21 protein-coding genes, 1 pseudogene and 1 riboswitch are annotated in these 25,667 nt (G+C 70.2%); of the genes and pseudogenes, 13 read left to right on the top strand and 9 right to left on the bottom strand.

The features are described 5' to 3' along the window. Positions 1–60: 60 nt before the first annotated feature. Positions 61–891 carry a serine protease gene (locus ACIBUY_RS07955; protein ID WP_365576989.1) on the top strand — a complete coding sequence of 277 codons (831 nt, stop codon included), beginning with the start codon at positions 61–63 and terminating at the stop codon, positions 889–891. Positions 892–993: 102 nt separating this feature from the next. On the opposite strand, the gene ACIBUY_RS07950 is transcribed toward ACIBUY_RS07955, so the two are convergent. After that, on the bottom strand, positions 994–1,224 hold the full coding sequence (locus ACIBUY_RS07950; RefSeq protein WP_127825940.1) for a hypothetical protein: 231 nt from the start codon (positions 1,222–1,224) through the stop codon (positions 994–996). A 441-nt stretch (positions 1,225–1,665) separates the two neighbouring features. On the opposite strand from ACIBUY_RS07950, the gene ACIBUY_RS07945 reads away from it, so the two are divergent. From ACIBUY_RS07945 to ACIBUY_RS07920, 6 genes and pseudogenes are all read left to right on the top strand, one after another. Beyond that, the gene (locus ACIBUY_RS07945) at positions 1,666–3,789 is read left to right on the top strand and encodes a DNA topoisomerase IV subunit B (protein ID WP_365576987.1); all 2,124 of its coding nucleotides are present in this window, start codon (positions 1,666–1,668) and stop codon (positions 3,787–3,789) included. A 137-nt stretch (positions 3,790–3,926) separates the two neighbouring features. Then, positions 3,927–4,433, top strand: coding sequence for a DUF1453 domain-containing protein (locus tag ACIBUY_RS07940; RefSeq protein ID WP_365576985.1), 507 nt, complete (start codon positions 3,927–3,929; stop codon positions 4,431–4,433). Next, positions 4,430–5,587 carry a histidine kinase gene (locus tag ACIBUY_RS07935; protein WP_365576984.1) on the top strand — a complete coding sequence of 386 codons (1,158 nt, stop codon included), beginning with the start codon at positions 4,430–4,432 and terminating at the stop codon, positions 5,585–5,587. Before ACIBUY_RS07940 ends, ACIBUY_RS07935 begins: the two co-directional genes overlap by 4 nt. After that, a complete protein-coding gene (locus ACIBUY_RS07930) occupies positions 5,584–6,291 on the top strand; it encodes a response regulator transcription factor (RefSeq protein ID WP_365576982.1) in 708 nt (235 codons plus the stop codon). Before ACIBUY_RS07935 ends, ACIBUY_RS07930 begins: the two co-directional genes overlap by 4 nt. Positions 6,292–6,364: 73 nt before the next feature. Continuing rightward, a pseudogene (locus ACIBUY_RS07925) lies at positions 6,365–6,886 on the top strand (DUF485 domain-containing protein); the annotation flags it as partial. Between the two features lie 122 nt (positions 6,887–7,008). Next, the gene (locus tag ACIBUY_RS07920; protein ID WP_365576980.1) at positions 7,009–8,613 is read left to right on the top strand and encodes a cation acetate symporter; all 1,605 of its coding nucleotides are present in this window, start codon (positions 7,009–7,011) and stop codon (positions 8,611–8,613) included. A 32-nt stretch (positions 8,614–8,645) separates the two neighbouring features. On the opposite strand, the gene ACIBUY_RS07915 is transcribed toward ACIBUY_RS07920, so the two are convergent. The 4 genes from ACIBUY_RS07915 to ACIBUY_RS07900 all read right to left on the bottom strand — a co-directional run bounded on the left by ACIBUY_RS07915 (position 8,646) and on the right by ACIBUY_RS07900 (position 13,321). Continuing rightward, on the bottom strand, positions 8,646–9,323 hold the full coding sequence (locus ACIBUY_RS07915; protein WP_365576979.1) for a response regulator: 678 nt from the start codon (positions 9,321–9,323) through the stop codon (positions 8,646–8,648). Then, on the bottom strand, positions 9,320–10,963 hold the full coding sequence (locus tag ACIBUY_RS07910) for a sensor histidine kinase (protein ID WP_365576977.1): 1,644 nt from the start codon (positions 10,961–10,963) through the stop codon (positions 9,320–9,322). Before ACIBUY_RS07910 ends, ACIBUY_RS07915 begins: the two co-directional genes overlap by 4 nt. 111 nt (positions 10,964–11,074) lie before the next feature. Beyond that, positions 11,075–12,001, bottom strand: a complete 927-nt coding sequence (locus ACIBUY_RS07905; RefSeq protein WP_365576975.1) for a sucrase ferredoxin — start codon at positions 11,999–12,001, stop codon at positions 11,075–11,077. Between the two features lie 69 nt (positions 12,002–12,070). Beyond that, positions 12,071–13,321 carry a citrate synthase gene (locus ACIBUY_RS07900; protein ID WP_399152100.1) on the bottom strand — a complete coding sequence of 417 codons (1,251 nt, stop codon included), beginning with the start codon at positions 13,319–13,321 and terminating at the stop codon, positions 12,071–12,073. Between the two features lie 97 nt (positions 13,322–13,418). Between ACIBUY_RS07900 and ACIBUY_RS07895 the strand changes: the two genes are divergently transcribed. Continuing rightward, entirely contained in the window at positions 13,419–14,585 is a 1,167-nt protein-coding gene (locus tag ACIBUY_RS07895) for a citrate synthase/methylcitrate synthase (protein ID WP_365576971.1), read from the top strand. Positions 14,586–14,893: 308 nt separating this feature from the next. Here ACIBUY_RS07895 and ACIBUY_RS07890 read toward each other — a convergent pair whose 3' ends face one another. Together ACIBUY_RS07890 and ACIBUY_RS07885 are read right to left on the bottom strand one after the other, a co-directional pair. Further along, positions 14,894–15,130: a hypothetical protein gene (locus tag ACIBUY_RS07890; RefSeq protein WP_365576969.1), complete on the bottom strand. Its 237-nt coding sequence runs from the start codon at positions 15,128–15,130 to the stop codon at positions 14,894–14,896. A 156-nt stretch (positions 15,131–15,286) separates the two neighbouring features. Further along, complete coding sequence (locus tag ACIBUY_RS07885) at positions 15,287–15,814, bottom strand: DUF6082 family protein (protein WP_365576967.1); 528 nt, start codon at positions 15,812–15,814, stop codon at positions 15,287–15,289. Between the two features lie 338 nt (positions 15,815–16,152). Here ACIBUY_RS07885 and ACIBUY_RS07880 point away from each other — a divergent pair, with 338 nt between their 5' ends. Beyond that, positions 16,153–17,256 (top strand): CobW family GTP-binding protein, encoded by a 1,104-nt coding sequence (locus tag ACIBUY_RS07880; RefSeq protein ID WP_399152099.1) that lies wholly within the window; start codon positions 16,153–16,155, stop codon positions 17,254–17,256. A 34-nt stretch (positions 17,257–17,290) separates the two neighbouring features. Here the strand turns inward: ACIBUY_RS07880 and ACIBUY_RS07875 are convergent, their stop codons facing one another. After that, on the bottom strand, positions 17,291–19,756 hold the full coding sequence (locus ACIBUY_RS07875; RefSeq protein ID WP_365576961.1) for a DNA topoisomerase IV subunit A: 2,466 nt from the start codon (positions 19,754–19,756) through the stop codon (positions 17,291–17,293). 256 nt (positions 19,757–20,012) lie between these two features. Here ACIBUY_RS07875 and ACIBUY_RS07870 point away from each other — a divergent pair, with 256 nt between their 5' ends. From ACIBUY_RS07870 to ACIBUY_RS07855, 4 genes are all read left to right on the top strand, one after another. Continuing rightward, positions 20,013–21,368: a pitrilysin family protein gene (locus ACIBUY_RS07870; RefSeq protein WP_365576959.1), complete on the top strand. Its 1,356-nt coding sequence runs from the start codon at positions 20,013–20,015 to the stop codon at positions 21,366–21,368. A gap of 17 nt (positions 21,369–21,385) precedes the next feature. Next, positions 21,386–22,753 carry a pitrilysin family protein gene (locus ACIBUY_RS07865; RefSeq protein ID WP_365577019.1) on the top strand — a complete coding sequence of 456 codons (1,368 nt, stop codon included), beginning with the start codon at positions 21,386–21,388 and terminating at the stop codon, positions 22,751–22,753. A gap of 276 nt (positions 22,754–23,029) precedes the next feature. Then, positions 23,030–23,194, top strand: a riboswitch (cyclic di-AMP (ydaO/yuaA leader). A 12-nt stretch (positions 23,195–23,206) separates the two neighbouring features. Next, positions 23,207–23,995: a M23 family metallopeptidase gene (locus ACIBUY_RS07860; RefSeq protein ID WP_365576958.1), complete on the top strand. Its 789-nt coding sequence runs from the start codon at positions 23,207–23,209 to the stop codon at positions 23,993–23,995. Positions 23,996–24,253: 258 nt separating this feature from the next. Next, complete coding sequence (locus ACIBUY_RS07855) at positions 24,254–24,940, top strand: GntR family transcriptional regulator (protein ID WP_365576956.1); 687 nt, start codon at positions 24,254–24,256, stop codon at positions 24,938–24,940. A 248-nt stretch (positions 24,941–25,188) separates the two neighbouring features. On the opposite strand, the gene ACIBUY_RS07850 is transcribed toward ACIBUY_RS07855, so the two are convergent. Beyond that, positions 25,189–25,470, bottom strand: coding sequence for an HPr family phosphocarrier protein (locus ACIBUY_RS07850; protein WP_365576954.1), 282 nt, complete (start codon positions 25,468–25,470; stop codon positions 25,189–25,191). Between the last annotated feature and the right edge of the window lie 197 nt (positions 25,471–25,667).

Genomic DNA, 25,667 nt, shown 5'->3' with positions numbered 1-25,667 from the left:
GTGCAGAGCACCGCTGAATCACTCTGGGTGTGCCATAGCAACCCAGAGTGAGGAGACCGCATGCGTCGCCCTTTCGCGAGAGCGCTGACCGCGCGGCTGGCCGTGCTGGCCGCGACGGCCGCTCTGCCCCTGGCCTCGTCGGCGCCCGCGGTCGCCGACGAAGGGGTCATCGGTGGCCGCCAGGTCCAGGCGTCCGACAGCCCGTGGGCCGTGGCGCTCGCCAGTCGTGACCGATTCGGGGGTACGCGCGCGGGACAGTTCTGCGGGGGAGTGGTCGTCGCCCGGTCGACGGTCCTCACCGCGGCGCACTGCCTCAGCGAGGACGTACTCGGCGTGCCGCGCAACGAAGTGCGCGACCTCAAGGTGATCGCCGGCCGGGACGACCTCCGGGCGGCGGACGGAGTCGAGATCCCCGTCCGTAGCGCCTGGATCAATCCGGACTACGACGGCTACACGAACTCTGGAGATGTGGCGGTCCTCACACTGGCCACACCGCTGCCCGGGGGATACGTGATCCCAATGGCGGACGAAGGAGACCCGGCCTATCTGGCCGGCACGGGAGCCGCCGTCTACGGATGGGGTGACGTGACCGGCGTGGGCGACTACGCGCGCACGCTGCACGCGGCACGGGTGCAGGTCCTGGCCGACGCCGTGTGTGAACAGGCGTACCCGGGCAGCTCGGACGGGATGTATCTGCCCTCGTCGATGCTGTGCGCGGGCGAGCTGGAAGGCGGCAGGGACGCCTGTCAGGGCGACAGCGGCGGGCCGCTGGTCGCCCAGGGGCGGCTCGTCGGTCTCGTGTCGTGGGGCAGCGGGTGCGGGCGGGCGGGAAGCCCCGGCGTCTACACCCGTGTCTCGGACGTGGTCCAGGTGCTGCGTCGGCACGGCTGACGCGCGCGGCGGATACGAGGACGGGCGGCCTTCCCCGGGTGAGGGGAAGGCCGCCCGATCACCGGCCTGATGCCGGAGCTGGCTCGTCGTGGGTGCGAGGCGTCAGCGTTCCTCGGTTTCGGCGCTTACCGGCACGGCGGTGAGCCGCTCCGTCTCGTCCTGTATCTCAGCGGCGATCTTCTTGAGTTCCGGCTCGAACTTGCGCCCGTGGTGGGCACAGAAGAGCAGTTCACCACCGCTGATGAGGACGACGCGCAGATATGCCTGGGCGCCGCAACGGTCACAGCGGTCAGCGGCCGTCAGCGGGCTCGCGGGGGTCAGAACAGTAGTCACGTCGCCTCTTCTCTAGCTCGACGAGCTGTCGTACCAGGGTCAACATCCAACCAGGCCGAAAACGTTCCCGCTCGCGGCTTTTCCTCGAAAAATTTCTTCGAGGCCGGTCGGCTGCTACCGGGTGGCGGCGAATGTGCCGTATTGCGTCTCTTACGTGTCTTACGGGTTCGCGCGTTCTGTCAGGTCGGTCCTCCCCGGCGAGTTGCCGGTTGTTCATGAGGACGTGCCCGGAGCCTAAATGGTTCATGCCTGGAAGGGAACGTGATGTGTGCTTCACTCCAACGAGGGATCGAACACTCATGCGACCGTGGACTAGTCTGGGCTGAGGGTGAGGGTGGCGTTACAACGGCTCTACCAGGCCTCGGTACCCTCTGAGCGGCGACCGACGCCGGCCCTTTACCCACAAGGGCCCCATCTGAAATTCAGCGAGGAGCGAACCGCGTGACCGCCGAAACGTCCGTGCCGTCCACAGCGCTGCTGACCGGAGCAGACCGGGACGGTTCCAACTACACCGCGCGGCACCTCCTCGTCCTCGAGGGGCTCGAAGCGGTACGCAAGCGCCCGGGCATGTACATCGGCTCGACCGACAGCCGCGGTCTGATGCACTGCCTCTGGGAGATCATCGACAACGCGGTCGACGAGGCCCTCGGTGGCTTCTGCGACCACATCGACGTCGTGCTGCACGACGACGGCTCCGTGGAGGTGCGGGACAACGGCCGCGGCATCCCCGTGGACGTCGAGCCCAAGACCGGCCTCTCCGGGGTAGAGGTCGTCATGACCAAGCTGCACGCGGGCGGCAAGTTCGGAGGCGGCTCGTACGCCGCCTCCGGTGGTCTGCACGGCGTGGGCGCCTCTGTGGTGAACGCGCTGTCGGCGCGCCTCGACGTCGAGGTGGACCGCGGCGGCCACACGCACGCCATCAGCTTCCGCCGCGGTGTGCCGGGCGCCTTCTCCAAGCCCGGTCCGGACGCTCCCTTCGACCCCTCGGCGCGCCTGAGCAAGGTCAAGAAGATCCCGAAGAACCGGCTCGGTACGCGCGTCCGCTACTGGGCGGACCGGCAGATCTTCCTGAAGGACGCCAAGCTCTCGCTGGAGAACCTGCACCAGCGAGCCCGCCAGACGGCCTTCCTGGTGCCCGGCCTGACCATCGTCGTCCGCGACGAACTGGGCCTCGGCGACGGCGGCAGCAAGGGCGAGGAATCCTTCCGCTTCGACGGCGGCATCAGCGAGTTCTGCGAGTACCTGGCCCAGGACAAGCCGGTCTGCGACGTCCTCCGCTTCAGCGGACAGGGCACCTTCAAGGAGACCGTCCCCGTCCTCGACGAGCACGGCCAGATGACGCCGACCGAAGTGACGCGCGAGCTGGGCGTCGATGTCGCGATGCGCTGGGGCACGGGCTACGACACGACCATCAGGTCGTTCGTGAACATCATCGCCACGCCCAAGGGCGGCACCCACGTCACCGGCTTCGAGCGCTCCCTCACCAAGACGATGAACGAGGTGCTGCGCTCCCAGAAGCTGCTGCGCGTCGCCGAGGACGACATCGTCAAGGACGACGCCCTGGAAGGCCTGACCGCCGTCGTCACGGTGCGTCTGGCGGAGCCGCAGTTTGAGGGGCAGACCAAGGAGGTCCTCGGCACCTCGGCGGCGAACAGGATCGTCGCCAACGTGCTGGCCAAGGAGCTCAAGGCGTTCCTGACCTCCACCAAGCGCGATGCCAAGGCGCAGGCCCGCGCCGTCATGGAGAAGGCCGTCGCCGCGGCCCGTACGCGCATCGCGGCCCGCCAGCACAAGGACGCGCAGCGCCGCAAGACGGCACTGGAGTCGTCGTCCCTGCCGGCGAAGCTCGCGGACTGCCGCAGCGACGACGTGGAGCGCAGCGAGCTGTTCATCGTCGAGGGGGACTCCGCCCTCGGTACGGCCAAGCTCGCACGGAACTCCGAGTTCCAGGCGTTGCTCCCGATCCGCGGCAAGATCCTCAACGTTCAGAAGTCGTCCGTCTCGGACATGCTGAAGAACGTCGAGTGCGGCGCCATCATCCAGGTCATAGGAGCCGGGTCCGGCCGGACCTTCGACATCGACGCGGCGCGCTACGGGAAGATCATCCTGCTCGTCGATGCCGACGTCGACGGCGCGCACATCCGCTGCCTGCTGCTGACCCTGTTCCAGCGCTACATGCGGCCCATGGTCGAGGCCGGCCGTGTCTTCGCGGCCGTGCCGCCGCTGCACCGCATCGAGCTGGTCCAGCCGAAGAAGGGCCAGGACAAGTACGTCTACACGTACTCGGACCGTGAACTGCGCGAGACGCTGCTCGAGTTCCAGCGCAAGAACGTGCGCTACAAGGACTCCATCCAGCGCTACAAGGGCCTGGGCGAGATGGATGCCGACCAACTGGCCGAGACCACGATGGACCCGCGCTTCCGGACGCTGCGCCGGATCAACATCGGTGAGCTGGACGCCGCGGAGCAGGTCTTCGATCTGCTGATGGGCAATGACGTGGCGCCGCGCAAGGAGTTCATCAGCAGCTCCGCCGCGACGCTCGACCGCTCGCGCATCGACGCGTGACATCAAGCGGCTCCACCCACGGGTGGAGCCGCTTGATCCACCCACGATCCACCTGGGCTCCGATCCGCTGAGCTGCTGGTTTCCGTAGTTTCGAAGGCGTTGAACCGTTCGCCCTCAAGCGCCTTACGGAGGCCGTCATGTCCGGGCTGAGCACCGTGCTGGTGATCGTCGCAGTCGTCGCGCTCGTTCTCGTACGTCAGTTCAGGACGCAGCGCCTGTCCGCTGACCGCAAGTGGTGGCTGCTGCCCGTGATTCTCGGCATTTCGGCCGTCAACAACGGGTCCCTGGTGGACGCGCACCATGTGTCGGGTTCCGTGGCCCTGCTCGTCGTCGAGCTGCTGGTCAGCGTCGGCATAGGGATCGGCTGGGCCGTCACCACCCGCGTCTGGGGCGACGATCGGGGCGACGTGTGGACCAAGGGCACCGCCGCGACCGCCGGCATCTGGCTCGGGGGCGTGGTCGCCCGGGTGGGCGTCGTCGGCATCGGCCTGGCGCTAGGTATTCACCTCGGCATGTCGACCCTCATGCTGGGCTTCGCCCTCTCGCTGCTCGTCCGTTCCGGACTGCTGATGCTCAGGGCCGAGGGCGAGCGCTCGGCGTACGTCGGACCCGTTGGCCAGCCGGTGTGGGAGGACCGCAGGTGACCCGTAGGCACTGGACGGAATGGCCCTCGCGGGAGGCGCTCTCCCGCGAGGGGCTGACGCGCGCCCGGCGGGTGATCGCGCGCCTCGTGCGCTTCAGCGTGATCGCGATCCTGGTGTGGACCGCCGTCACGCAGAAAGGCGTCGACGACCGGGCGCTGGTGCTGGCCCCGGTGCTGTTGATCGCCTGTGCGGGGGCCGCATGGGCCTTCTTCCGCACCACCCTGGACCATCGGCTGTGGCCGTCCCTCGGGCTGCTCGGGTTCCTGGTCGCCATCGCGATACTCGCCCAATGGGCCGGATTCATCGGGCCGGCGACCGTGCTGTGGTGCGGCTGCGCCGTCTCCGCGCTGGAGCGGCTGCCGCTCGCGGCCTCGGCGCCCGCCATGGTGGTGTCCCTCACGGGGTTCGCCCTGGTCAACGACGACGCCTGGCTGACCACCGCGGTCGTCGTCGTGGGGCTGTGCCTGTCGGGGTACATCCTGCGGCTCGACGCCGAGGCCAGGGGCAATGCCCAGCGGCTGCTGGTGCAGGAGCGGGCGGCGAGGGCCGCCGAGGCCGAGTCGGCTGCGCTGGCCGAGCGGTCCCGCATCGCCCGCGAGATCCACGACGTGCTCGCGCACAGCCTCTCCGCCCAGCTCGTGCACCTGGAGGCCGCACGGCTGCTGATCGAGCGGGGCGCCGACCGGGACCAGATCCTCGAGCGGGTCGTCGCGGCGCGCGGCATGGCCCGCGACGGACTGACCGAGACGCGGCAGGCCCTGTCCGCGCTGCGCGGCGACATGACGCCGCTGGAGGACTTCCTGCGCGAGCTGGTCGCGTCCTCGGACGGGGCCTCGCTCTCCGTGGCGGGTGAGCGCAGGCCGCTGTCCGCGGAGGCGTCCCAGGCGGTGCGCAGAGTCGCACAGGAGGCCCTGACGAACGTACGCAAGCACGCTCCGGGGGCGAAGGCGGCGATGCGTCTCGAATACGGCCCGGCCGAAGTGGCCCTGGAGATACGGGACTCGGGGGCGTCCCGGCCTCATGAGGAGCTCACTGTCAGTGGCTCCGGTTACGGTCTGTTGGGGATGAGGGAGCGCGCCGAGTTGTTGGGGGGCGTGCTGGAGGCAGGTCCGTACGAGGAGGGTTTTGTGGTCACGTTGAAGGTGCCCCTGTGAGCGGGGCCGAGGCGGGGGCGGACGGGGCGCGGCCGGCGGCCCGTGTGGTGGTGGTCGACGATCAGACGGTGGTGCGCGAAGGCATCGTGATGCTGCTCGGGCTGTTGCCCGGGCTCGAGGTGGTCGGTTCGGGCGGTGACGGCGAGGAAGCGCTCGCGCTCGTGGCCCAGCTGGATCCGGACGTCGTCCTGATGGACCTGCGCATGCCGCGCTGCGACGGGGTCGAGGCGACCCGGCGCATCCGCGCGGAGTATCCCGGGACGCAGGTCGTCATCCTGACCACGTACGCCGACGACGAGTCGCTCTTCCCGGCCCTCAAGGCGGGAGCACGCGGCTATCTGACGAAGGACGCCGGCGGAGACGAGATCGTCCGGGCCGTGGCGGACGTGCTGTCCGGTGACGCGGGGCTCTCGCCGAGGATCCAGCGGCGGCTCCTGGAGAGACTGTCGCAGCCCGAGACCGTCGCCCCCGAGCCCAAGGAGCCGCCGGACGGCCTCACGGCCCGCGAGGCGGAGGTGCTCGTCCTAATCGCGGACGGACTCACCAACCAGGAGATCGCCAGGTCGCTCCAGGTCTCCACCGCCACGGTGAAGACCCACATCAACAACCTGTTCGCGAAGACCGGGCTCAAGGACCGCGCCCAGGCGGTCCGTTACGCCTATCGGCACGGGCTCGCGAAGCCACCGGGGACGACCATCACCTGATCGGGGACGCCCATCACCTAATGGGGTGAAGGGCTTGAGAGGAGAGTCCGGGATCTTCCCGGTCTGTCCATCCTTGGGCACGCGGCCGAAGTGGGCCGCGGACAAGGAGAGTTCGGTGGAGAAGCACGACGGGCGCGAGACGGCGCAGCCCCGGGCCGGTGATCGCGGAGGCATGGGCGATCCCTGGTACGACGCGCTGGCCTCGGGGTGGGGCGAGTGGGACGGCACGGGTGCAGCGGCACCCGCCGTGCCCGCCCAGTCCGCGCACCGGGAGCGAAGCGCGGCGGGGGTCTACCTGGAGGTGCAGCGCAGTGCCGCGTTCCAGGAAGTGCGCGGGCGCTACCGGAGGTTCGTCGTCCCCGCGGTCGCGATCTTCTTCGCCTGGTACGTCGCGTACATCGTGGCCGCCACGACCGCGCCCTCGCTGATGGCCCAGCAGGTCGTGGGCGCGGTGAACGTGGCGATGGTCGCGGGTCTCGGCCAGTTCGCCAGCACCTTCCTGCTGACCTGGCTGTACGTGCGTCACGCCCGGCTGCACCGTGACCGGCCGGCGCTCGAACTGCGGTGGGACACCCAGGAGATGACGCGCGGCATCGAGTCCCCGTCACGCATGAACGGTTCCGCACGCATGAACGGTTCGGCGCGGGTGAACGGGACGGCCCGCGCGCCGGAGACCGGCCCCGAGGACGGTTCGGCACGAGGCGAGGGCGGTCAGCGGTGACGCATCAGACTCTGGCCCTGATCCTGTTCTGCGCGTTCGTGGCGGTCACGCTGGCCATCACCACGTGGGTGGGGCGCAACCGGCACGGTTCCGCAGAGGAGTTCTACGCGGGCGGCCGGCTGTTCTCGCCCATGGAGAACGGATTCGCCATCGCCGGTGACTACATGTCGGCGGCCTCCTTCCTCGGCATCTCCGGGCTGATCGCACTCTTCGGCTACGACGGGCTGCTCTACTCCGTGGGCTTCCTCGTGGCCTGGCTAGTCGTGCTGTTCCTGGTCGCCGAACTCGTGCGCAACTGCGGCCGGTTCACCCTGGCCGACGTCGTGGCCTCCCGGATGCGGGAGCGTCCCGTACGCATCGCGGCGGGAACTTCCTCGGTCACCGTGTCCGTTCTCTATCTGGTGGCGCAGATGGTGGGGGCGGGCAGCCTGGTCGCGCTGCTCCTTGGCGGAAAGAGCGGGGCTGCGCAGGCATGGACCGTCGTCGGCGTGGGCGCGCTCATGGTCATCTATGTGTCGATGGGAGGGATGCGGGCCACCACGTGGATCCAGATCGTGAAGGCCGTGCTGCTCATGGGCGGGGCGATCGCCCTGACGGTGCTCGTCCTGGCGCGCTTCCACGGTGACTTCGACCAACTGCTGCGTACGGCCGCTTCACGCAGCGGGCACGGCTCCGACTTCCTGGTGCCCGGTCTGAAGTACGGCGGGAGCTGGACCGCGCGCTTCGACTTCATCAGCCTGGGCCTCGCGCTGGTGCTCGGCACGGCGGGCCTTCCGCACATCCTGTCGCGCTTCTACACCGTGCCGACCGCGCGGGCCGCTCGCCGTTCGGTCGTGTGGTCCATCGGGCTCATCGGCAGCTTCTACCTGATGACGATCGTGCTCGGCTTCGGCGCGGCCGCCATCGTGGGCACCGACGCCGTACGGGGATCAAATGCCGCGGGGAACACGGCGGTTCCCCTGCTCGCCCTCGACCTGGGAGGCGGCGCGGACTCCACTGGAGGGACCGTGCTGTTCGCGATCGTCGCCGCGGTCGCCTTCGCCACGATCCTCGCGGTCGTCGCCGGGATCACCCTCGCCTCCTCGGCGTCCGTGGCACACGATCTGTACGCCACGCTGCGCCGCCGTGACCGGCACGGGAAGCACGGACGCAAGCAGCACAGCGAGGTCGCGGTGGCGCGGGTCGCCGCGGCCGGGATCGGTGTGCTCGCGATCGCGCTCGGGCTCCTCGCGCGCGATCTGAACGTCGCGTTCCTGGTGGGGCTCGCCTTCGCCGTCGCGGCGTCCGCCAACCTGCCCGTGCTGCTGTACTCGCTGTTCTGGCGGAACTTCACCACGCGCGGAGCCGTCTGGTCGGTCTACGGCGGCCTCGTGCCGGCGCTCGTGCTCGTCATGCTGTCGCCGGTGGTGTCCGGGAGTCCCACATCCCTGTTCCCGGGCGTGGACTTCCAGTTCTTCCCGTTGGAGAACCCGGGTCTGGTCTCGATCCCGCTCGGCTTCCTGGCCGGCTGGCTCGGCACTGTGACGTCCACGGAGCAGCCGGACGAGGCCAAGCACGCGGAGACCGAAGTGCGGGCGCTCACCGGTGCGGGAGCGGTCTGACCGACGGCCTCGGAGCGGCTTCAGAGGCGGCTTCAGAGACGGGCGGCCCACTCGTACCGGTGCTCGGGCCGCCCCGTGTCGCCGTACTTCAGGCTCAGCCGCACCCGCCCGGTGCGCTCGAGGAGTTTCAGATAGCGCTGGGCGGTCTGGCGGCTGAGCCGGGTCCGATCCGCCAACTCCTGTGCAGAGAGCGGGCCTTCGGCGTCGATCATGGCCCGGCGTACGAGTTCGGCCGTGGTCGGGGAGTGCCCCTTGGGCAGCTCGGGCGCGGGCGTCGCGGACAGCGCGCCGAAGATCCGGTCGACCTCCGCCTGCTCGGCCTCGCCCCCGCCGTCGAGCGTGCGCCGCAGTGCCGCGTACGCCTCGAGCTTGCCGCGCAGACCCGCGAACGAGAACGGTTTGACGAGGTACTGCAGTGCTCCGTTCCGCATCGCCGCCTGTACGGTTGCCACGTCGCGCGCCGCGGTCACCATGATCACGTCGATCTGGTGGCCGCGTTCACGCACCGTGCGGGCGACGTCGAGGCCGGTCTCGTCGGGCAGGTAGTGGTCGAGCAGGATCAGATCGACCTCGAGGTCCTCGACCCGTTCCAGGGCCTCGGCCGCGCTGTGCGCCGTGGCGGCCACCCGGAAGCCGGGCACCTTCGCCACATAGGCGGCGTTCACGTCGGCGACGCGCGTGTCGTCGTCCACGACCAGGACCTCGATCATCGGACCTCCTCGGCCGCGCTCGGAACGGTTTCGGTGAAGGCTTCCGGCAGCACGACGACGAACTCGGCTCCCCCGGAGGGGGACGCCGTCACCTCGGCCGTACCACCCTGCCGCTCGGCGAGCCGGCGGACCAGCGCGAGCCCGATGCCGCGCTTGCCGTGCGCCGGCGGCTCCTTCGTGGACCAGCCTTCCACGAACACGTTCTCCCGGTGATCGGCGGGGACCCCGGGCCCCGTATCGCGCACCCGAAGGACAGCGGTGCGGCCCTCCGCCCGCACGAGCACCTCCACGCGCGCGTGCGGACCCGAACCGGCCGCCGCGTCCAGGGCGTTGTCCACGAGGTTCCCGACGACCGTGACGAGACCGCGCGGATCGACGAGCCGGTCCGGCAGTGCGGTGTCCCGGGAGATCCCCAGCGCCACACCGCGCTCCGCGGCGACCGTCGCCTTGCCCACCAACAGGGCCGCCAGCAGCGGATCCTGGATCTTCTCGGTGATCTGCTCGGCGGTGACCCGGTGCGCGCCGGCCACCTCGCCGACGAACTCCGCGGCCTCCTCGTACATCTCCAGTTCGAGCAGCCCGAGCAGCGTGTGCATCCGGTTGGCGTGCTCGTGGTCCTGGGCGCGCAGGGCGTCGATGAGTCCGCGCGTGGAGTCGAGTTCGCGGCCGAGCTGTTCCAGCTCCGTACGGTCGCGCAGCGTCGCGACGGCGCCTCCGTCGTCGGTGGGCATCCGGTTGGCCACCAGGACGCGCTGACCGCGCACCGTGAGCAGGTCGGTGCCCGTGACGTGGCCCGCGAGCACGTCCGTGGTCCGGCCCGGGCCGAGCGTGGCGTCCAAGGGCTGCCCGATCGCCTCCGCGTCGAGGCCGAGCAACCGCTGTGCCTCGTCGTTCAGCAGGCGTATGCGCCCGCTCCGGTCGAGAGCCACGACGCCCTCACGGATGCCGTGGAGCATCGCCTCGCGCTCGGCCAGCAGCGCGGAGATGTCGGAGAACGCGAGGTCGCGCGTTTGCCGCTGCACCCGTCGCGCGATCAGATACGCGGCGAGCGCACCCACTGCCAACGCCCCGCCCGCGTAGGCGAACAGACCCGGGATCGCGTGGACGAGGCGGGCGCGGACGCTGTCGTACTCGATGCCGACCGACACCGCGCCCACGATGGCCCCGTCGGCGCCCCTCAGCGGCACTTTCCCGCGCGCGGAGCGCCCGAGGGTACCGTCGTCGATCTCCATCACCTCGCGGCCCGCCAGTGCGTCGCTGGGGTCCGTCGAGACGACCTTGCCGATCTGGCGGCGGTCGGTGTGCGACCAGCGCACCCCGTCCTTGTTCATGATCACGACGTACTCGGCGCCGCTGGCCCGCCGGATCCGCTCCGCCTCGGCCTGCACGGGACCGCCGGTGACCGGCCGCGAGGACTGGAGGTCCGCGGCGATCTGCGGCTGCGCCGCCGTGGTCTGCGCGATGGCGAGCGCGCGCCGCATCGCCTGATCGTCCAGCTGATCGCTGAGCGGAGCGAGGAACAGCCCGGTCGCGAGCACGGCCACCCCGGCGGCGATCGCCACCTGCATCAGCAGGACCTGCGCGAACACACGCCTCGGCAGGCCGAAGCGCAGCCGGCGGGTGGGAGAAGTCGGGCTCATGGTTACGAACGGTACGGGCCGTTCCGCCCCTGATCGAAGCCCTTGTGGCGCGGATCTCGTTGCGCGGTCTCCGGCCGGGGCAGTGGTGCGCCGGCCGGTTCGCGGGACAGGTCAGCCGCGCGCCGCGGGAACCTCGCGCACCGCAACGACATCCATGCGGGCCGGTGCCCCGAGGGCGGCGCCGCAGCTCTCCGGGCGCGGCGGCAGCGAGGCGGCCTGGGCGACCGTCACCTGCCAGTGGCGCCCGTCGGTGTGCGCGACGGTCACGTCCCAGCGGGGAACGTCACCCGCCACCGCCTCGGTCGCCACGACGTCCAGGGCACCGGCGCCGACTTCGTGGGCCGCCTCGCGCACCGCGAGCTCCGCGGCCTGGCCGGGCCGGTCCCAGGCGGAGCGGCCGCGGCAGCCCTGCGTCAGGATCCGCTCGGCGCGCACCGCATCGAGGACCTCCTTGACGTCTGCCGCCGAGGCCCTTCCGTAGGCGTATCCGTACGGCAGCACGAGCAGGGTGGGCGAGAAGCGGTGACCACCGAGATGGGTCACTTCCCAGACGCCCTCCTCCCCGGAGAGGGCGAGCTCGGAAGCCAGCGGCCGCCCCAGAAGCGCGCAGCAGCGGTCGCGCTTGCCATTGGTGCAGACGAGCGCCAGCGGTGCGCCTGTATGCGGCTCACCGAAGCCGCCGTGATCGCCCGCTCCGAGCGCGGCGAAGTCGAGGCGCAGTAGCTCTTCGGGAGCCTCGGTCGTGGTGCTGCGCAGCCATGCGTTTCCCGGAGCGGTGTGGGCCACGTACACCTGATGGCGGGAGGGCGAGTGGCAGTCGGCGTGCCGTCCGGGGCGTCGTACGAGGGCGACGCGCACCCCGGTTCCCTCGGCGGCCGCCTCGAGGGCACGGCCCACCTCGGGATCGAGGTGGCTGGAGGTCAGGGCCTTCGCTCCCCACGGTCCCGGCTGCTCGATCAGCAGCCAGGTGCGGGCGGTGGCCGCGGTCCCCGCGAGGGGTTCGTCAAGATCCCGCGAGGCGGTCGCGCACGTACTCACGCAGGCGAGCCTAACCTGCGTCGACGGCCCCTCCTCACGGGGTGACGAGAGCAGGGTCTGCCGCACGCGCTACGGCAGGGGCTGCGGTGGGCGCACGCCTACGTAGTGGCCTGTGGGGCGCATACGGAGCGGACGTTCCCCGTACTCCTCCAGGGCGTGGGCGATCCAGCCCGCGGTGCGCGCGACCGCGAAGATCGTCTCGCCCGCCTCGGCCGCCATGCCGTGGGAGGCGGTGAACACGGCCAGCGCCAGGTCCACGTTGGCGTGCAGGTCCGTGTGACGGGCGGTCGTCGTCACGACGTCACGGGCCGCGGCCAATGCGGGCCGGGCCGCGGGAAGGTCCTCCAGAGCGGCGAACAGCGCCTGCGCGCGCGGATCCTCGCCCTTGTAGAGGCGATGGCCGAGCCCGGGGACGCGGCGCCCTGCACGCAGTTCGTCGGCGACCACGGGACCGGCGCTGCCCCGGTCGAGGACCTCCAGGAGCATGCGGTGCGCCACGCCGCTGGCCGCTCCGTGCAGGGGCCCTTCCAGCACGCCCAGGCCGGCCGAGACGGCTGCGTACGCGTGCGCGCGCGCCGACGCGGCGACCCGGACGGCCAGGGTCGACGCCGCCAGATCGTGGTCGACCAGCAGAGCAAGGGCCATGTCCAGGAGGCGCAGTGACGCCTCGTCGGGCTCCTTGTGGGACAGGCGGCCCCAGAGGCGGCGTGCGATCGGTTCGCCGTCCACGAAGGTGGCCCGCCGCAGGGGCAGGGCGGCCGCGAGGGTCGGGATGAGGGAGCGGGCGGAGCCGAGCACGGAGTCCTCGGACAGGTCGTACCGCAAGGGGTCGACCGTGGCGGCGGCGACGGCGGCCACCCGCAACAGGTCCACGGGGCTGCTGTGCTCGGGCAACGCGCCCACCGCGCGCCGCGCCGCGGCGAGGGACTCCTTGGGGGCGCGGAACCGGGCGCCGGGGCGCAGGGTCCCGGTCCACAGCCACTCCGCCACCTCTTCGTACGAGTGGTGGGCCGCCAGCTGCGCCGCGTCGACCCCGCGGAAGAAGTACCGGTCCTCGTCGATGAGGGTGATCCGCGTGCGCACGGACAGCTCGTCCGAGCCCGAACTGGGCGCGCTCTCCCGCTTGTTGCGCCGGGCGAGGGCCTCGACCTCGGCGGCGTCGAAGGTGCTCCCGCGCCGGCCCTGTCCGCGTCGGCTCGTGAGCTGCCCACGGCTCACGTACGCGTACACGGTCTCCGGCTTCACGCCGAGCAGTTCGGCGGTCTCCTTCGTGCTCAGTCGGCGGCTCTGCTGTGCCGGCTGCGGCTCTTGATCCCTCATGTGCGTCACCGTATCCGCATTGCGATGCATTGATTCAATCAATATTGACAGAGATTGAGTCAAGCATGGACAGTCGAATCAAGTACAGGGAGGAAACATGCCGATCAACGGGACCACGGGCACGCCCGTCATCGACGTACCGCGCGGACTTGCGGGCGTCGTCGTCACCGACACCGCACTCGGGGACGTCAGGGGGCGCGAGGGCTTCTACCACTACCGCCAGTACTCCGCCGTCGAGCTCGCGCAGACCCGCAGCTTCGAGGACGTATGGCACCTGATGATCCACGGTGAACTGCCGGACGTGGCACGGTCGGTGGCCTTCGCGCGCGAGACCGCGAACCTGCGTGTGCTGCCCGACGAGGTACGGGCGGCGCTGCCCGCCATCGCCCGCGCCGGATCGCTTTCCGGGCCGCTCGCGGGGGTGCGCACGGCCCTCTCGCTGTTCGGCGCCTCGCGCGGATTCCGGCCCGTCTACGACATCGACGCCGACCGGCGCAGGGAGGACACTCTCGCCGCCGCGGCCGTGGTGCCCACCATGCTCACCGCGCTGCACCGGCTGGGGGAGGGGCTCGACCCGGTGGAACCCCGCGAGGACCTCTCGTACGCGGCCAACTACCTCTACATGCTGACGGGTTCGGAGCCGGAGCCCGCCCACGCGCGGGCCGTCGAGCAGTACCTCATCTCAACCATTGATCATGGCTTCAATGCCTCGACCTTCACGGCCCGCGTCATCACCTCGACCGGAGCCGACGTCGCGGCCTGTCTGGTCGGTGCGGTGGGCGCCCTGTCGGGACCGCTGCACGGCGGCGCGCCCAGCCGCGCTCTCGACACCCTGGACGCGATCGGCACCCCGGACCGCATCGATCCCTGGATCCGTGAACGCGTCCTCGCCGGCGACCGGATCATGGGCTTCGGGCACCCCGTCTACCGCACGGAGGACCCGCGCTCGCGGATGCTGCGTGGCATCGCGGAGGGATTCGGCGGGCCCCTGGTGGAGTTCGCCGTAGAGGTCGAGCGGCAGGTGGAGGCGATCCTGGCCGAGCTCAAGCCGGGGCGCGAACTGCACACGAACGTGGAGTTCTACGCGGGCGTGGTCATGGAGTTGTGCGGACTTCCGCGGGAGATGTTCACACCGACGTTCGCCGCAGCGCGGGTGGTCGGCTGGAGTGCCAACATCCTTGAACAGGCCCAGGATTCGAAGATCATCCGCCCGGCGGCACGGTACGTGGGCGAGGAGCCGCCGGTGGCGGTGCCACTCCCGTAGTGGTGCCGGAGGCCCGGCGCCGATGAGCACCGGGCCTCTCTCACGCCGCGGGCGGCGGGCTCCCCTCACCAGGCGGATCAGGGTTGCCCGTGCGGTCGGACGTCCCGCTGCCGCCGGGCGGTGGTGAATCGTCACGGGGCCTGTTCCGTCCGCGTACTGCGATGAGGGCGGCGAGGCCGCCCAGGAAGGTGCCGCCTCCGGTGAGAAGGCCGGAGACGTCGTTCATGGCCATGGCCGTGGTGAACAAGGTGCACCCCCTTCGACTGTCGGCGCAGGGATCGTGCTGGTCGACGCCTTGACCGGAGGGTTCAGGAGTCGGGGATGTCGCTCTTGGCGCGCAGCAGCGTCTCCCGGCTGACGATGACGATGCGCTCGTAGTCGGCGACCCCCGCGTCCGAGGGGAGTTCGTGCTTGAGCTCGGCGGTGGCCTCCGTGCCGATCACGGCGAAGTTCCCGTCGCTGAGCTCGAATACATCGGGGCAGGTGGCGCCGGAGGCACTTCCGCGAGCGCTCGGGGGCACCCCGATGCGGCGTACGATCTTCAAGGGAACCGGTCCTTCTGGAAAGGGTTGGGCGATACGACGGCGTCACAGTAGTGCGCCCGGCGGGGCGGGAGCGTACCGAAGCCTGTTATTCCAGAGGGAGTTGGGCGAGTTCTTCACCGGTACGAGTGATGGCGGCGCGGTCGCGAGGTGAGTCGCTCAGGCAAGCGGCGGTTCGCCCACCACCCACCATTCGTCCGTCTCCGCCTCGTCGAGCTCCTGGAAGAGCGCCTCGGCGATCCGCCCGATCTCCGCCTCGGCCGACAGCGGGTCGAGCGCCGCACGGTGGGGCCGGGTGATCTCCCAGTACTCGCGGATGTACACGCTCTGGAAGAGCTCGCGCAGATGCCCGAAGAGTTCCGGCCGGCTCAGTAGGCCGGACTCGTACAGGTGGAAGGCGTTGACGTACCAGAGGTTGGCGTACAGGAGCTGTCGCCGCTTCTCCGGCGAGAGGTCGATGCCGAAGTTGTCGATCACGACGGCCAGGGCGGGGTCGTCGATGGCCTTGCTCAGCAACTCCCAGTGCATGCGCTGCTGATGGGCGCGGGCCAGCCGGCGCCGCTCCACCACCGTCGACTCCGGATCCGGCTCGCATCGGTGCCGCAGGCGTATCGCGGCGGCGCCCACGAGCCCGCCCGCGGCACCCGCGACTACATTCCGCCATACCCCATAACTCTTTGTGGCCATGTCAACCCCCGATTCAGGCGACCGTCCGCCGGTCGTCGGGTGCGGGTCGACGGATGTGGGGACCGGCGAGCGGTGGGCGGCGCGCTTGCCGTCTCCCAGGATGCCGAGCGGCTCTGGTCGGCAGGGAGGCGGAGAGGAGGCGCACGGAAGGTTGCCCGGGTCGTGCGAACCGGCGCCATGTTCAACGTGTGCCCCGCGAGCGCCGTTAGCAATCGTTTACTTGGCGACCTTGTGTACGCGGTGCCCTTTCCGCCCGCTCGTATCCTGAGGCGGCACACACAGTCCGTACGAGAGCCGGCCGCCGGGCCGGTGCACACTCCGGTGCGAGAGAGGTCGCGTTGAGCAAGGCGAGTCCGCAGCAGATCCCCGTCGTCGTCCTCGCGGGATTCCTGGGTTCGGGGAAGACGACGCTGCTGAACCATCTGCTGCACCGCAGCGGGGGCACCCGCATCGGTGCGATCGTCAATGACTTCGGGTCGATCGAGATCGACGCGATGGCCGTTGCGGGTCAGCTGGGCGACTCGACCGTCTCTCTGGGCAACGGTTGTCTGTGCTGTGCAGTGGACGCGAGTGAACTCGATGTCTATCTCGACAAGTTGACTCGTCCCGTCAATGATCTGCATGCCATTGACGTCATCGTGATCGAGGCGAGCGGGATCGCGGAACCGCAGGAACTGGTGCGCATGGTGCTCGCCAGCGAGAATCCGCGGATCGTGTACGGAGGTCTCGTCGAGGTCGTCGATGCCTTCGAGTTCGACGCCACGCGGGAGAAGCACCCGGAGGTGACGCGTCACCTGGGTCTGGCGGACCTTGTCGTCGTGAACAAGGCGGACCGGGTGGACACGGGGGAGCGGGAGCGCGTGCTCGCCGCCGTGCGGGCGGCCGCGGAGCGTGCAGCCGTAGTCTCCGCGTCGTACGGCCGCATCGACCCCGAGCTGCTCTTCGACTGCCGCCCCACAGAAGAGCGCATCGGACAGCTGTCGTTCGACGATCTGCACCGGCCCGTCGACCCGGAGGCACATCACGGGCATCTGCACGACGCCTACGACAGCGTCGCCTTCGCCTCGGAAGTGCCCATGGATCCACGGCGGTTGATGGCGTTCCTCGACAGCAGGCCCGAGGGGCTCTACCGCATCAAGGGGTACGTGGACTTCGGCGCCGCCGATCCACGCAACAGGTACGCCGTGCACGCCGTCGGCCGGTTCCTGCGGTTCTACCCGGAGCCGTGGCCCGCCGGGCCGGGTACGGAACCGCGCCTCACCCAGCTCGTCCTCATCGGGGCGGGACTCGACACGGAGGCGCTCGGCAAGGAACTCGCCGCCTGTAGGAGCGAGGCCCCGCACACCGCGGACGAGCGCAGCATGTGGGGCGTCCTCCGCTACGTACAGGACAAGGGAGAGCAGACGGAGGAGACGGAAGCGGACGAGGTGGCAGGCCTCTAGAAGGGGCCCGCCACCACTGTCACCGGGCAGACCCCTAGAAGGGGCCCGCCACTACCGCCACCGTCTTCGGCAGCGAGACCCCCGAGCCGTCGCGGCGCGGGTCGATCTCGGGCAGCTCGGCCGGCATCCCGGTCTTCTGTGCCGCGCGCGCGGGCACCGGGCCCGCCCAGGCCAGGCTCAGACAGTCCTCGCCCTTCAGGAAGCGCTGGCAGCGCACGCCGCCGGTCGCGCGGCCCTTGCGCGGGTACTGGTCGAACGGGGTGAGCTTCGCCGTCGTCTGCACCGAGTCGTCGAGCGTGCCGCGCGAGCCCGCCACCGTGAACACCATCGCGTCCGCCGCGGGGTCGACCGCCGTGAACGAGATGACCTTCGCCCCGGTCGCCAGCTTGATGCCGGCCATGCCGCCCGCGGGACGGCCCTGCGGGCGCACCATGGAGGCCTGGTAGCGCAGCAGTTGGGCGTCGTCCGTGATGAAGACCAGGTCCTCCTCGCCCGTACGGAGCTCGATCGCGCCCACGATCCGGTCACCGTCCTTGAGGGTGATGACCTCCAACTCCTCCTTGTTGGACGGGTAGTCGGGCACGACGCGCTTCACGACGCCCTGTTCCGTACCGAGGGCGATGCCCGGCGACGACTCGTCGAGCGTCGTCAGACAGATGACCTTCTCGTCCCCTTCGAGGGAGGACAGGAACTCGGAGATGGGGGCGCCACCCGACAGGTTCGGCGCGGACGCCGTGTCCGGGAGCTGCGGCAGGTCCACCACGTTCAGCCGCAGCAGCCTGCCGTCGGAGGTGACCGCGCCGATCTCGCCGCGCGTCGTCGCCGGCACGGCGGAGATGATCACGTCGTGCTTGGTGCGCTTGCCGGCGTCGCCGTCCTCGGACGCGGCGAACGGCTCCCCGTTCGCCGTGCGGGCCAGCAGGCCCGTCGAGGAGAGCAGCACTCGGCACGGGTCGTCCGCCACCTGCAGCGGCACCGCGGCCACCGGGGCGCCGGCCGACTCCAGGAGCACCGTGCGCCGGTCGGAGCCGAACTTCTTGGCCACCGCGGCCAGTTCGGCCGAGACGAGCTTGCGCAGCTCCGTGTCGGAGTCGAGGATGCCGGTCAGCTCGTCGATCTCGCCGTTGAGCCTGTCGCGCTCCGACTCCAGCTCGATGCGGTCGAACTTGGTGAGGCGGCGCAGCGGCGTGTCCAGGATGTACTGCGTCTGGATCTCGCTCAGCGAGAAGCGCTCCATGAGGCGCTCCTTGGCCTGCGCGCTGTTCTCACTGGAGCGGATGAGGCGGATGACCTCGTCGATGTCCAGGAGGGCGACGAGGAGACCCTCGACCAGGTGCAGCCGGTCCTGCTTCTTGCTGCGGCGGAACTCGCTGCGGCGGCGCACCACTTCGAAGCGGTGGTCCAGGTAGACCTCGAGCAGCTCCTTGAGGCCGAGGGTGAGCGGCTGCCCGTCCACCAGCGCCACATTGTTGATACCGAAGGACTCCTCCATCGGCGTCAGCTTGTAGAGCTGCTCCAGGACGGCCTCCGGCACGAAGCCGTTCTTGATCTCGATGACCAGGCGCAGGCCGTGCTCGCGGTCGGTGAGGTCCTTGACGTCCGCGATGCCCTGCAGCTTCTTGGAGCCGACGAGCTCCTTGATCTTCGTGATGACCTTCTCGGGGCCCACCGCGAAGGGCAGTTCGGTGACGACGAGGCCCTTGCGGCGCGCCGTCACGGTCTCCACCTCGACCGTCGCACGGATCTTGAAGGTGCCGCGGCCCGTCTCGTACGCATCCTTGATGCCGGACAGGCCGACGATCCGGCCGCCCGTGGGCAGGTCGGGTCCCGGCACGAACTTCATCAGGGTCTCGAGGTCGGCCGCCGGGTGCTTGATCAAGTGCCGTGCGGCGGCGATCACTTCACCCAGATTGTGCGGCGCCATGTTCGTCGCCATGCCGACGGCGATGCCCGACGCCCCGTTCACCAACAGGTTCGGGTACGCCGCCGGGAGGACCAGCGGCTCCTGCTCCTGCCCGTCGTAGTTGGGCGTGAAGTCGACCGTGTTCTCGTCGATCGACTCCGTCATCAGGGACGCGGCGGGGTCCATCTTGCACTCGGTGTACCGCATGGCGGCCGGGCGGTCGTCATTGCCCAGCGAACCGAAGTTGCCGTGCCCGTCGACCAGCGGTACGCGCATCGAGAACGGCTGGGCCAGACGCACCAGCGCGTCATAGATCGACGCGTCGCCATGGGGGTGCAACTTACCCATGACCTCACCGACGACGCGGGCGCACTTCACGTAGCCCCGCTCGGGGCGCAGGCCCATCTCGTTCATCTGGTAGACGATCCGACGGTGGACGGGCTTCATCCCGTCGCGGGCGTCGGGCAGGGCACGCGAGTAGATGACCGAGTACGCGTACTCCAGGTAGGAGCCCTGCATTTCGTCGACCACGTCGATGTCGAGGATCTTCTCCTCGAAATCGTCGGGCGGCGGGGTCTTCGTGCTGCGGCGGGCCATCGCTGCTGCGGCTCCTTCACCAACATGAACGGGTACATGAACGGGATCTGTCGCGGACCATTGTGGACCGCCCCACTGACAACGCTGCTCGCGACCCGTCCGTAGCGGGTCGTTCGCGGCTGCGCGCACGGTCCGCCCGCTCGCTCACGGCGTAGTCGGGGCGGGAACTTCGCCAGGGGTCAGCACGCTTGCATACAGTGGCAGGACTGGCAGCAGTTCTGCGATTCCTGCAGCTTCCGAGATCGAGGGGACGTACATGCCCATGGGTCACACGGCCACCGCCGAGGCCGGCTCCGGCGGCCTGACAGCGACCGAGCACCGGCTGGCCAACGGCCTGCGCGTGGTGCTCTCCGAGGATCACCTGACCCCGGTCGCGGCGGTCTGCCTCTGGTACGACGTCGGTTCGCGCCACGAGGTCAAGGGGCGTACCGGTCTGGCCCACCTCTTCGAGCACCTGATGTTCCAGGGATCGAAACAGGTGCACGGCAACGGGCACTTCGAGCTGGTGCAGGGCGCGGGCGGCTCGCTCAACGGGACGACGAGCTTCGAGCGCACGAACTACTTCGAGACCATGCCCGCCCACCAGCTGGAGCTCGCGCTGTGGCTGGAGGCCGACCGCATGGGCTCCCTGCTCGCGGCCCTCGACGACGAGTCGATGGAGAACCAGCGGGACGTCGTGAAGAACGAGCGCCGTCAGCGCTACGACAACGTCCCCTACGGCACCGCGTTCGAGAAGCTGACCGCCCTCATGTACCCGGAGGGCCACCCGTACCACCACACGCCGATCGGCTCCATGGCCGACCTGGACGCGGCCACTCTTGAGGACGCGCGTTCCTTCTTCCGTACCTACTACGCGCCCAACAACGCGGTGCTCTCCGTGGTGGGCGACATCGACCCCGAGCAGACGCTCGCCTGGGTCGAGAAGTACTTCGGCTCCATCGCGGCCCACGACGGCAAGCCGGCACCGCGCGACGGTGCGCTGCCCGAGGTCATCGGCGAGCAGCTGCGCGAGGTCGTGGAGGAAGAGGTTCCGGCGCGCGCCCTGATGGCCGCCTACCGGCTCCCCGAGGACGGCACGCGCGCGTGCGACGCCGCCGACCTCGCCCTGACGGTGCTCGGCGGCGGCGAGTCCTCGCGCCTGTACAACCGTCTCGTACGGCGCGACCGCACCGCCGTGGCCGCCGGTTTCGGGCTGCTGCGCCTGTCCGGAGCGCCGTCCCTGGGCTGGCTCGACGTGAAGACCTCCGGTGACGTCGAGGTGCCGGTCATCGAGGCCGCCGTCGACGAGGAGCTCGCCCGGTTCGCCGAGGAGGGCCCGAGCCCCGAGGAGATGGAGCGCGCCCAGGCCCAGTTGGAGCGCGAGTGGCTCGACCGGCTCGGCACCGTGGCCGGCCGCGCCGACGAACTGTGCCGCTACGCCGTCCTGTTCGGCGACCCGCAGCTGGCCCTCACCGCGGTGCAGCGGGTCCTGGACGTGACCGCCGAGGAGGTCCAGGAGGTCGCCAAGGCGCGCCTGCGGCCCGACAACCGCGCGGTCCTCGTGTACGAACCGACGGCCCCCGCCGAGACCGAAGACGAGAGCGACGAGAGCGACGAGGAGGCGGGCCGGTGACCGAGCAGCTCGCGACCATGGACTTCCACCCGCAGCCGCAGGCGGGCGCCGCCAAGCCGTGGGCGTTCCCCGCCCCGCAGCGTGGCGCGCTCGCCAACGGCCTGACCGTGCTGCGCTGCCACCGCCCCGGTCAGCAGGTCGTGGCCGTCGAGATCAACCTCGACGCACCGCTGGACGCCGAGCCGGCCGGCCTCGACGGTGTCGCCACGATCATGGCGCGCGCCTTCAACGAGGGCACCGACAAGCACTCCGCCGAGGAGTTCGCGGCCGAACTGGAGCGCTGCGGCGCCACGATGGACGCGCACGCCGACCACCCCGGCGTCCGCGTCTCCCTCGAGGTGCCGGTCTCCCGCCTGCCCAAGGCGCTCGCGCTGCTCGCCGACGCCCTGCGCGCCCCGGCCTTCGCGGACAGCGAGATCGAGCGGCTCGTGCGCAACCGGCTCGACGAGATCCCGCACGAGAGCGCCAACCCGGCCCGCCGCGCCGCCAAGGAGCTCTCCAAGCAGCTCTTCCCGGCCACCTCGCGCATGTCGCGCCCGCGCCAGGGCACCGAGGAGACCGTCACCGCCATCGACGCGGCGGCCGTACGTGCCTTCTACGAGAAGCACGTACGCCCTGCCACCGCTACGGCTGTAGTGGTGGGTGACCTGACGGGCGTCGACCTGGACGCCCTGCTCGCGGACACGCTCGGCGAGTGGACCGGGGACACGACCGAGGCCCGTCCGGTGCCGCCGGTCACCGCCGACGACACCGGCCGCATCGTCATCGTGGACCGCCCCGGAGCGGTGCAGACGCAGCTGCTCATCGGCCGGATCGGGCCGGACAAGCACGACCGTGTGTGGGCCGCGCAGATCCTCGGCACGTACTGCCTCGGCGGCACTCTCACCTCGCGTCTGGACCGGGTGCTGCGCGAGGAGAAGGGCTACACCTACGGTGTGCGCTCCTTCGCCCAGGTGCTGCGCTCGGCCCCCGACGGGACGGGCGCGGCGATGCTCGCCATCAGCGGCTCCGTGGACACCCCGAACACCGGGCCCGCGCTCGACGACCTCTGGAAGGTCCTGCGCACCCTGGCCGCGGAGGGCCTCACGGACGGCGAACGGGACACGGCGGTGCAGAACTTGGTGGGTGTGGCCCCGCTGAAGTTCGAGACCGCGGGCAACGTCGCGGGCACTCTCGCCGACCAGGTCGAGCAGCACCTGCCGGACGACTTCCAGGCGGAGCTGTACCGCCGGCTCGCCGAGACGGGCACCGTGGAGGCCACCGCGGCCGTCGTGAGCGCCTTCCCGGTGGACCGGCTGGTCACGATCCTGGTGGGCGACGCCGCGCAGATCGAGGAGCCGGTGAAGGCCCTCGGCATCGGAGAGGTGACGGTGGTCGCGGGCTGACCGCCCTTCTGTAGGCCGCATCCGTAGGCCGCATCCCTACGCCGCGTCCGTATGCCGCACGAGGCCCCGTTGGTCACACGGACCACCGGGGCCTCGTGCCGTCGCTCACGTCCGTCTCTGATCGGCGATCGATCACGTATGTCCGAATTGGGGCGGAGGTTGCCTGTCTGCTCTGTGGCATGCACAACAAAAGCCGGGATCCGTTTGTTGATTGAAAGATGTCCCGCTTAGCGTCGGTCCGGCTGTCCGCCACCTATGTGCCGCGTCCGCGACACCGGACAGTCATCGCCGAGTCCCCCACGGCGCGAGCCAGGGGAGCCGGGGACCCACCGCAGTCCCTGGGGTGAATCGGACGCTCTTCCCGTAAGGGGAGGGGGCCCGTAGGAGACCTTCCTGCTCCGAACCCGTCAGCTAACCCGGTAGGCGAGAGGGAAGGAAAGGATCAACCCCTTCATGGCGTTCACCCGTGCCACCGGGAAGCACCGTCGTCCGAGCCGTCTCACGCGTACCACCGCGCAGGTCGCGGGTGTCGCAGCGCTCACCACGACCGGTGTCATCGGAGGCCTCGCCGCCCCCGCTCTCGCCGCCGACCACGCGGCCGCCGAGCAGAACGGCCTGACGCAGGCCATCGCCATCGGCGACTCCCTGGCCGACCAGATCGACGCGCAGGCCACCGCGCAGAAGAAGGCCGCCGACGAGGCCGCTGCCAAGAAGAAGGCCGAGGCCGAGGCCAAGAAGAAGGCCGAGGAGGCCAAGCGCAAGGCCGAGGCGAAGGCCAAGAAGGAGCGCGAGGCCAAGGAGCGCGCCGCCCGCGAGGCCGAGCGCAAGCGCCTCAACTCGTTCGTGGCCCCGATCTCCAACTCGTACGTGTCGACCGGTTACAAGACCGGCGGTTCGCTCTGGTCCTCCGGCAGCCACACCGGCATCGACTTCCACGCGGCGAGCGGCACCTCCGTGCACGCCGTCGGGTCCGGCACGGTCGTCGAGGCCGGCTGGGGCGGCGCCTACGGCAACAACATCGTGATCAAGATGAACGACGGTACGTACACCCAGTACGGGCACCTGTCGTCCATCGCTGTCTCCGTCGGCCAGAGCGTCACGCCCGGCCAGCAGATAGCCCTCTCCGGCGCCACCGGCAACGTGACGGGCCCGCACCTCCACTTCGAGGCCCGCACGAGCCCCGACTACGGCTCGGACATCGACCCCATCGCGTATCTCCGCTCGCACGGTGTGAGCGTCTGACGCCGGCTGCCCCAGCGGCACCACGCACCTCACGAAAGCCCCGGCTCGATCCGAGTCGGGGCTTTCGCGTGCTTCGCGCGCACAGACCTTCGCGCAGGCCTTCCCTGTCCAAAAAATATCCCTGAATTTCGGCCTGCCGTCGGAAATTCAAGTGCGGTGGAATAGAGTCATTGGGCAAGCGCGCCGGACGAGTGCTCATCGCGCGTGCACGGGCGTCAATCGACCGCGTTTCGCGGGGATTAAGGCGGAGGTCGGGTCATGCGCATTCCCGCGCACTCGGTATGCACAGCGATCCGCGACGACATCGTCGCGGGTGTCTACGAGCGCGGCAGCAGGCTCACCGAGGAACTGCTCGCGCGTCGCTACGGTGTCTCGCGCGTGCCGGTCCGCGAGGCGCTGCGCACCCTGGAGGCGGAGGGCTTCGTCGTCACGCGCAGGCACGCGGGCGCGTGCGTGGCCGAGCCCACCGAGCAGGAGGCCGTCGACCTCCTGGAGATCCGCATGCTGCTCGAGCCGCTGGGTGCGGCGCGTGCCGCCCAGCGCCGGACAGAGGCCCATCTCAAGGTCCTGCGTGGCCTGGTCAGGCTGGGCCAGGAGCGCTCCAGGCGTGGTCAGAGCGAGGACCTGCGCTCCCTGGGCACCTGGTTCCACGAGACGCTCGCCCAGGCCTCCGGCAGCCCCGGCCTGATCACCCTGCTGACCCAGCTGCGCCACAAGATCGCATGGATGTACGCGGTGGAGACCCCGGCGCAGCCGGCCGAGTCATGGGCCGAGCACGGCGCCATCGTCGACGCGGTGGCGCGCGGGGACGCCGAGCGCGCCCGCGCCCTGACCGCGCTGCACACCGAGCGCGCCTCGAGCGCCCATCGACTGCGCCTCGCGCGCGCGGGTGAGCGTGTGAGGACTTCGCAACATGTCGTAAACACGGCGGGACTTCAGCATTAACAGGCGCGCCGTATACAAAGAAGTGCGATATTTGTCGAATAGGTCGCGCGATATTTTTCGCTGCCCTGATCGAGTTATGTATCGAGTTATGCGAAGGGCGCGGTTCCGGAATTCGGTACCGCGTGATCCTGGCGCGCGTGAATGCGTCCGAACGCGACTGAACGTGCTTGAAAGCGAGAACGACGGAGCCGCGCGCCCCCGAAGGGAAACGCGCGGCTCCGTCGTGCCGGCGGAGATCGCCGTGGAGATCAGACGGTCTCGGGAAGCTCCTCGAGCCCCTCGGCGACCAGCTTCGCCAGACGGTCGAGAGCGGCGTCCGCACCCTCGGCGTCGGAGGCCAGGACGACCTCCTCGCCGCCCTGGGCGCCGAGACCGAGCACGGCGAGCATGGAGGCGGCGTTGACGGGGTTGCCGCCAGCCTTGGCGATCGTCATCGGGACGCCGGCCGCCGTGGCCGCGCGGACGAAGATGGAGGCGGGGCGGGCGTGGAGGCCCTCGGCCCAGCCGACGTTGACGCGGCGCTCAGCCATGTGATGCTGCCCTTCAGGTGACTCACGGTTGTCTAGACCATTCTCACACACCGGGGAGCGTGCTCGACGCGGACCCGGGTCCCCTGCGCGCACTGCCCTTCGGCCTTCCTTAGCCTGCCTCCCACGCGCGCGGGCCGCGACCCGTACGACGAGCGCCGGCTTGGCCCCACTTGTCAGAGGCCCGCCCTACTCTTGCG

The organism is Streptomyces sp. NPDC050085, assembly GCF_044460595.1.
Lineage (GTDB): Bacteria > Actinomycetota > Actinomycetes > Streptomycetales > Streptomycetaceae > Streptomyces.
The sequence above is the reverse complement of the archived record's forward strand: the minus strand, read 5'-3'. Positions and strand labels throughout refer to the sequence as shown.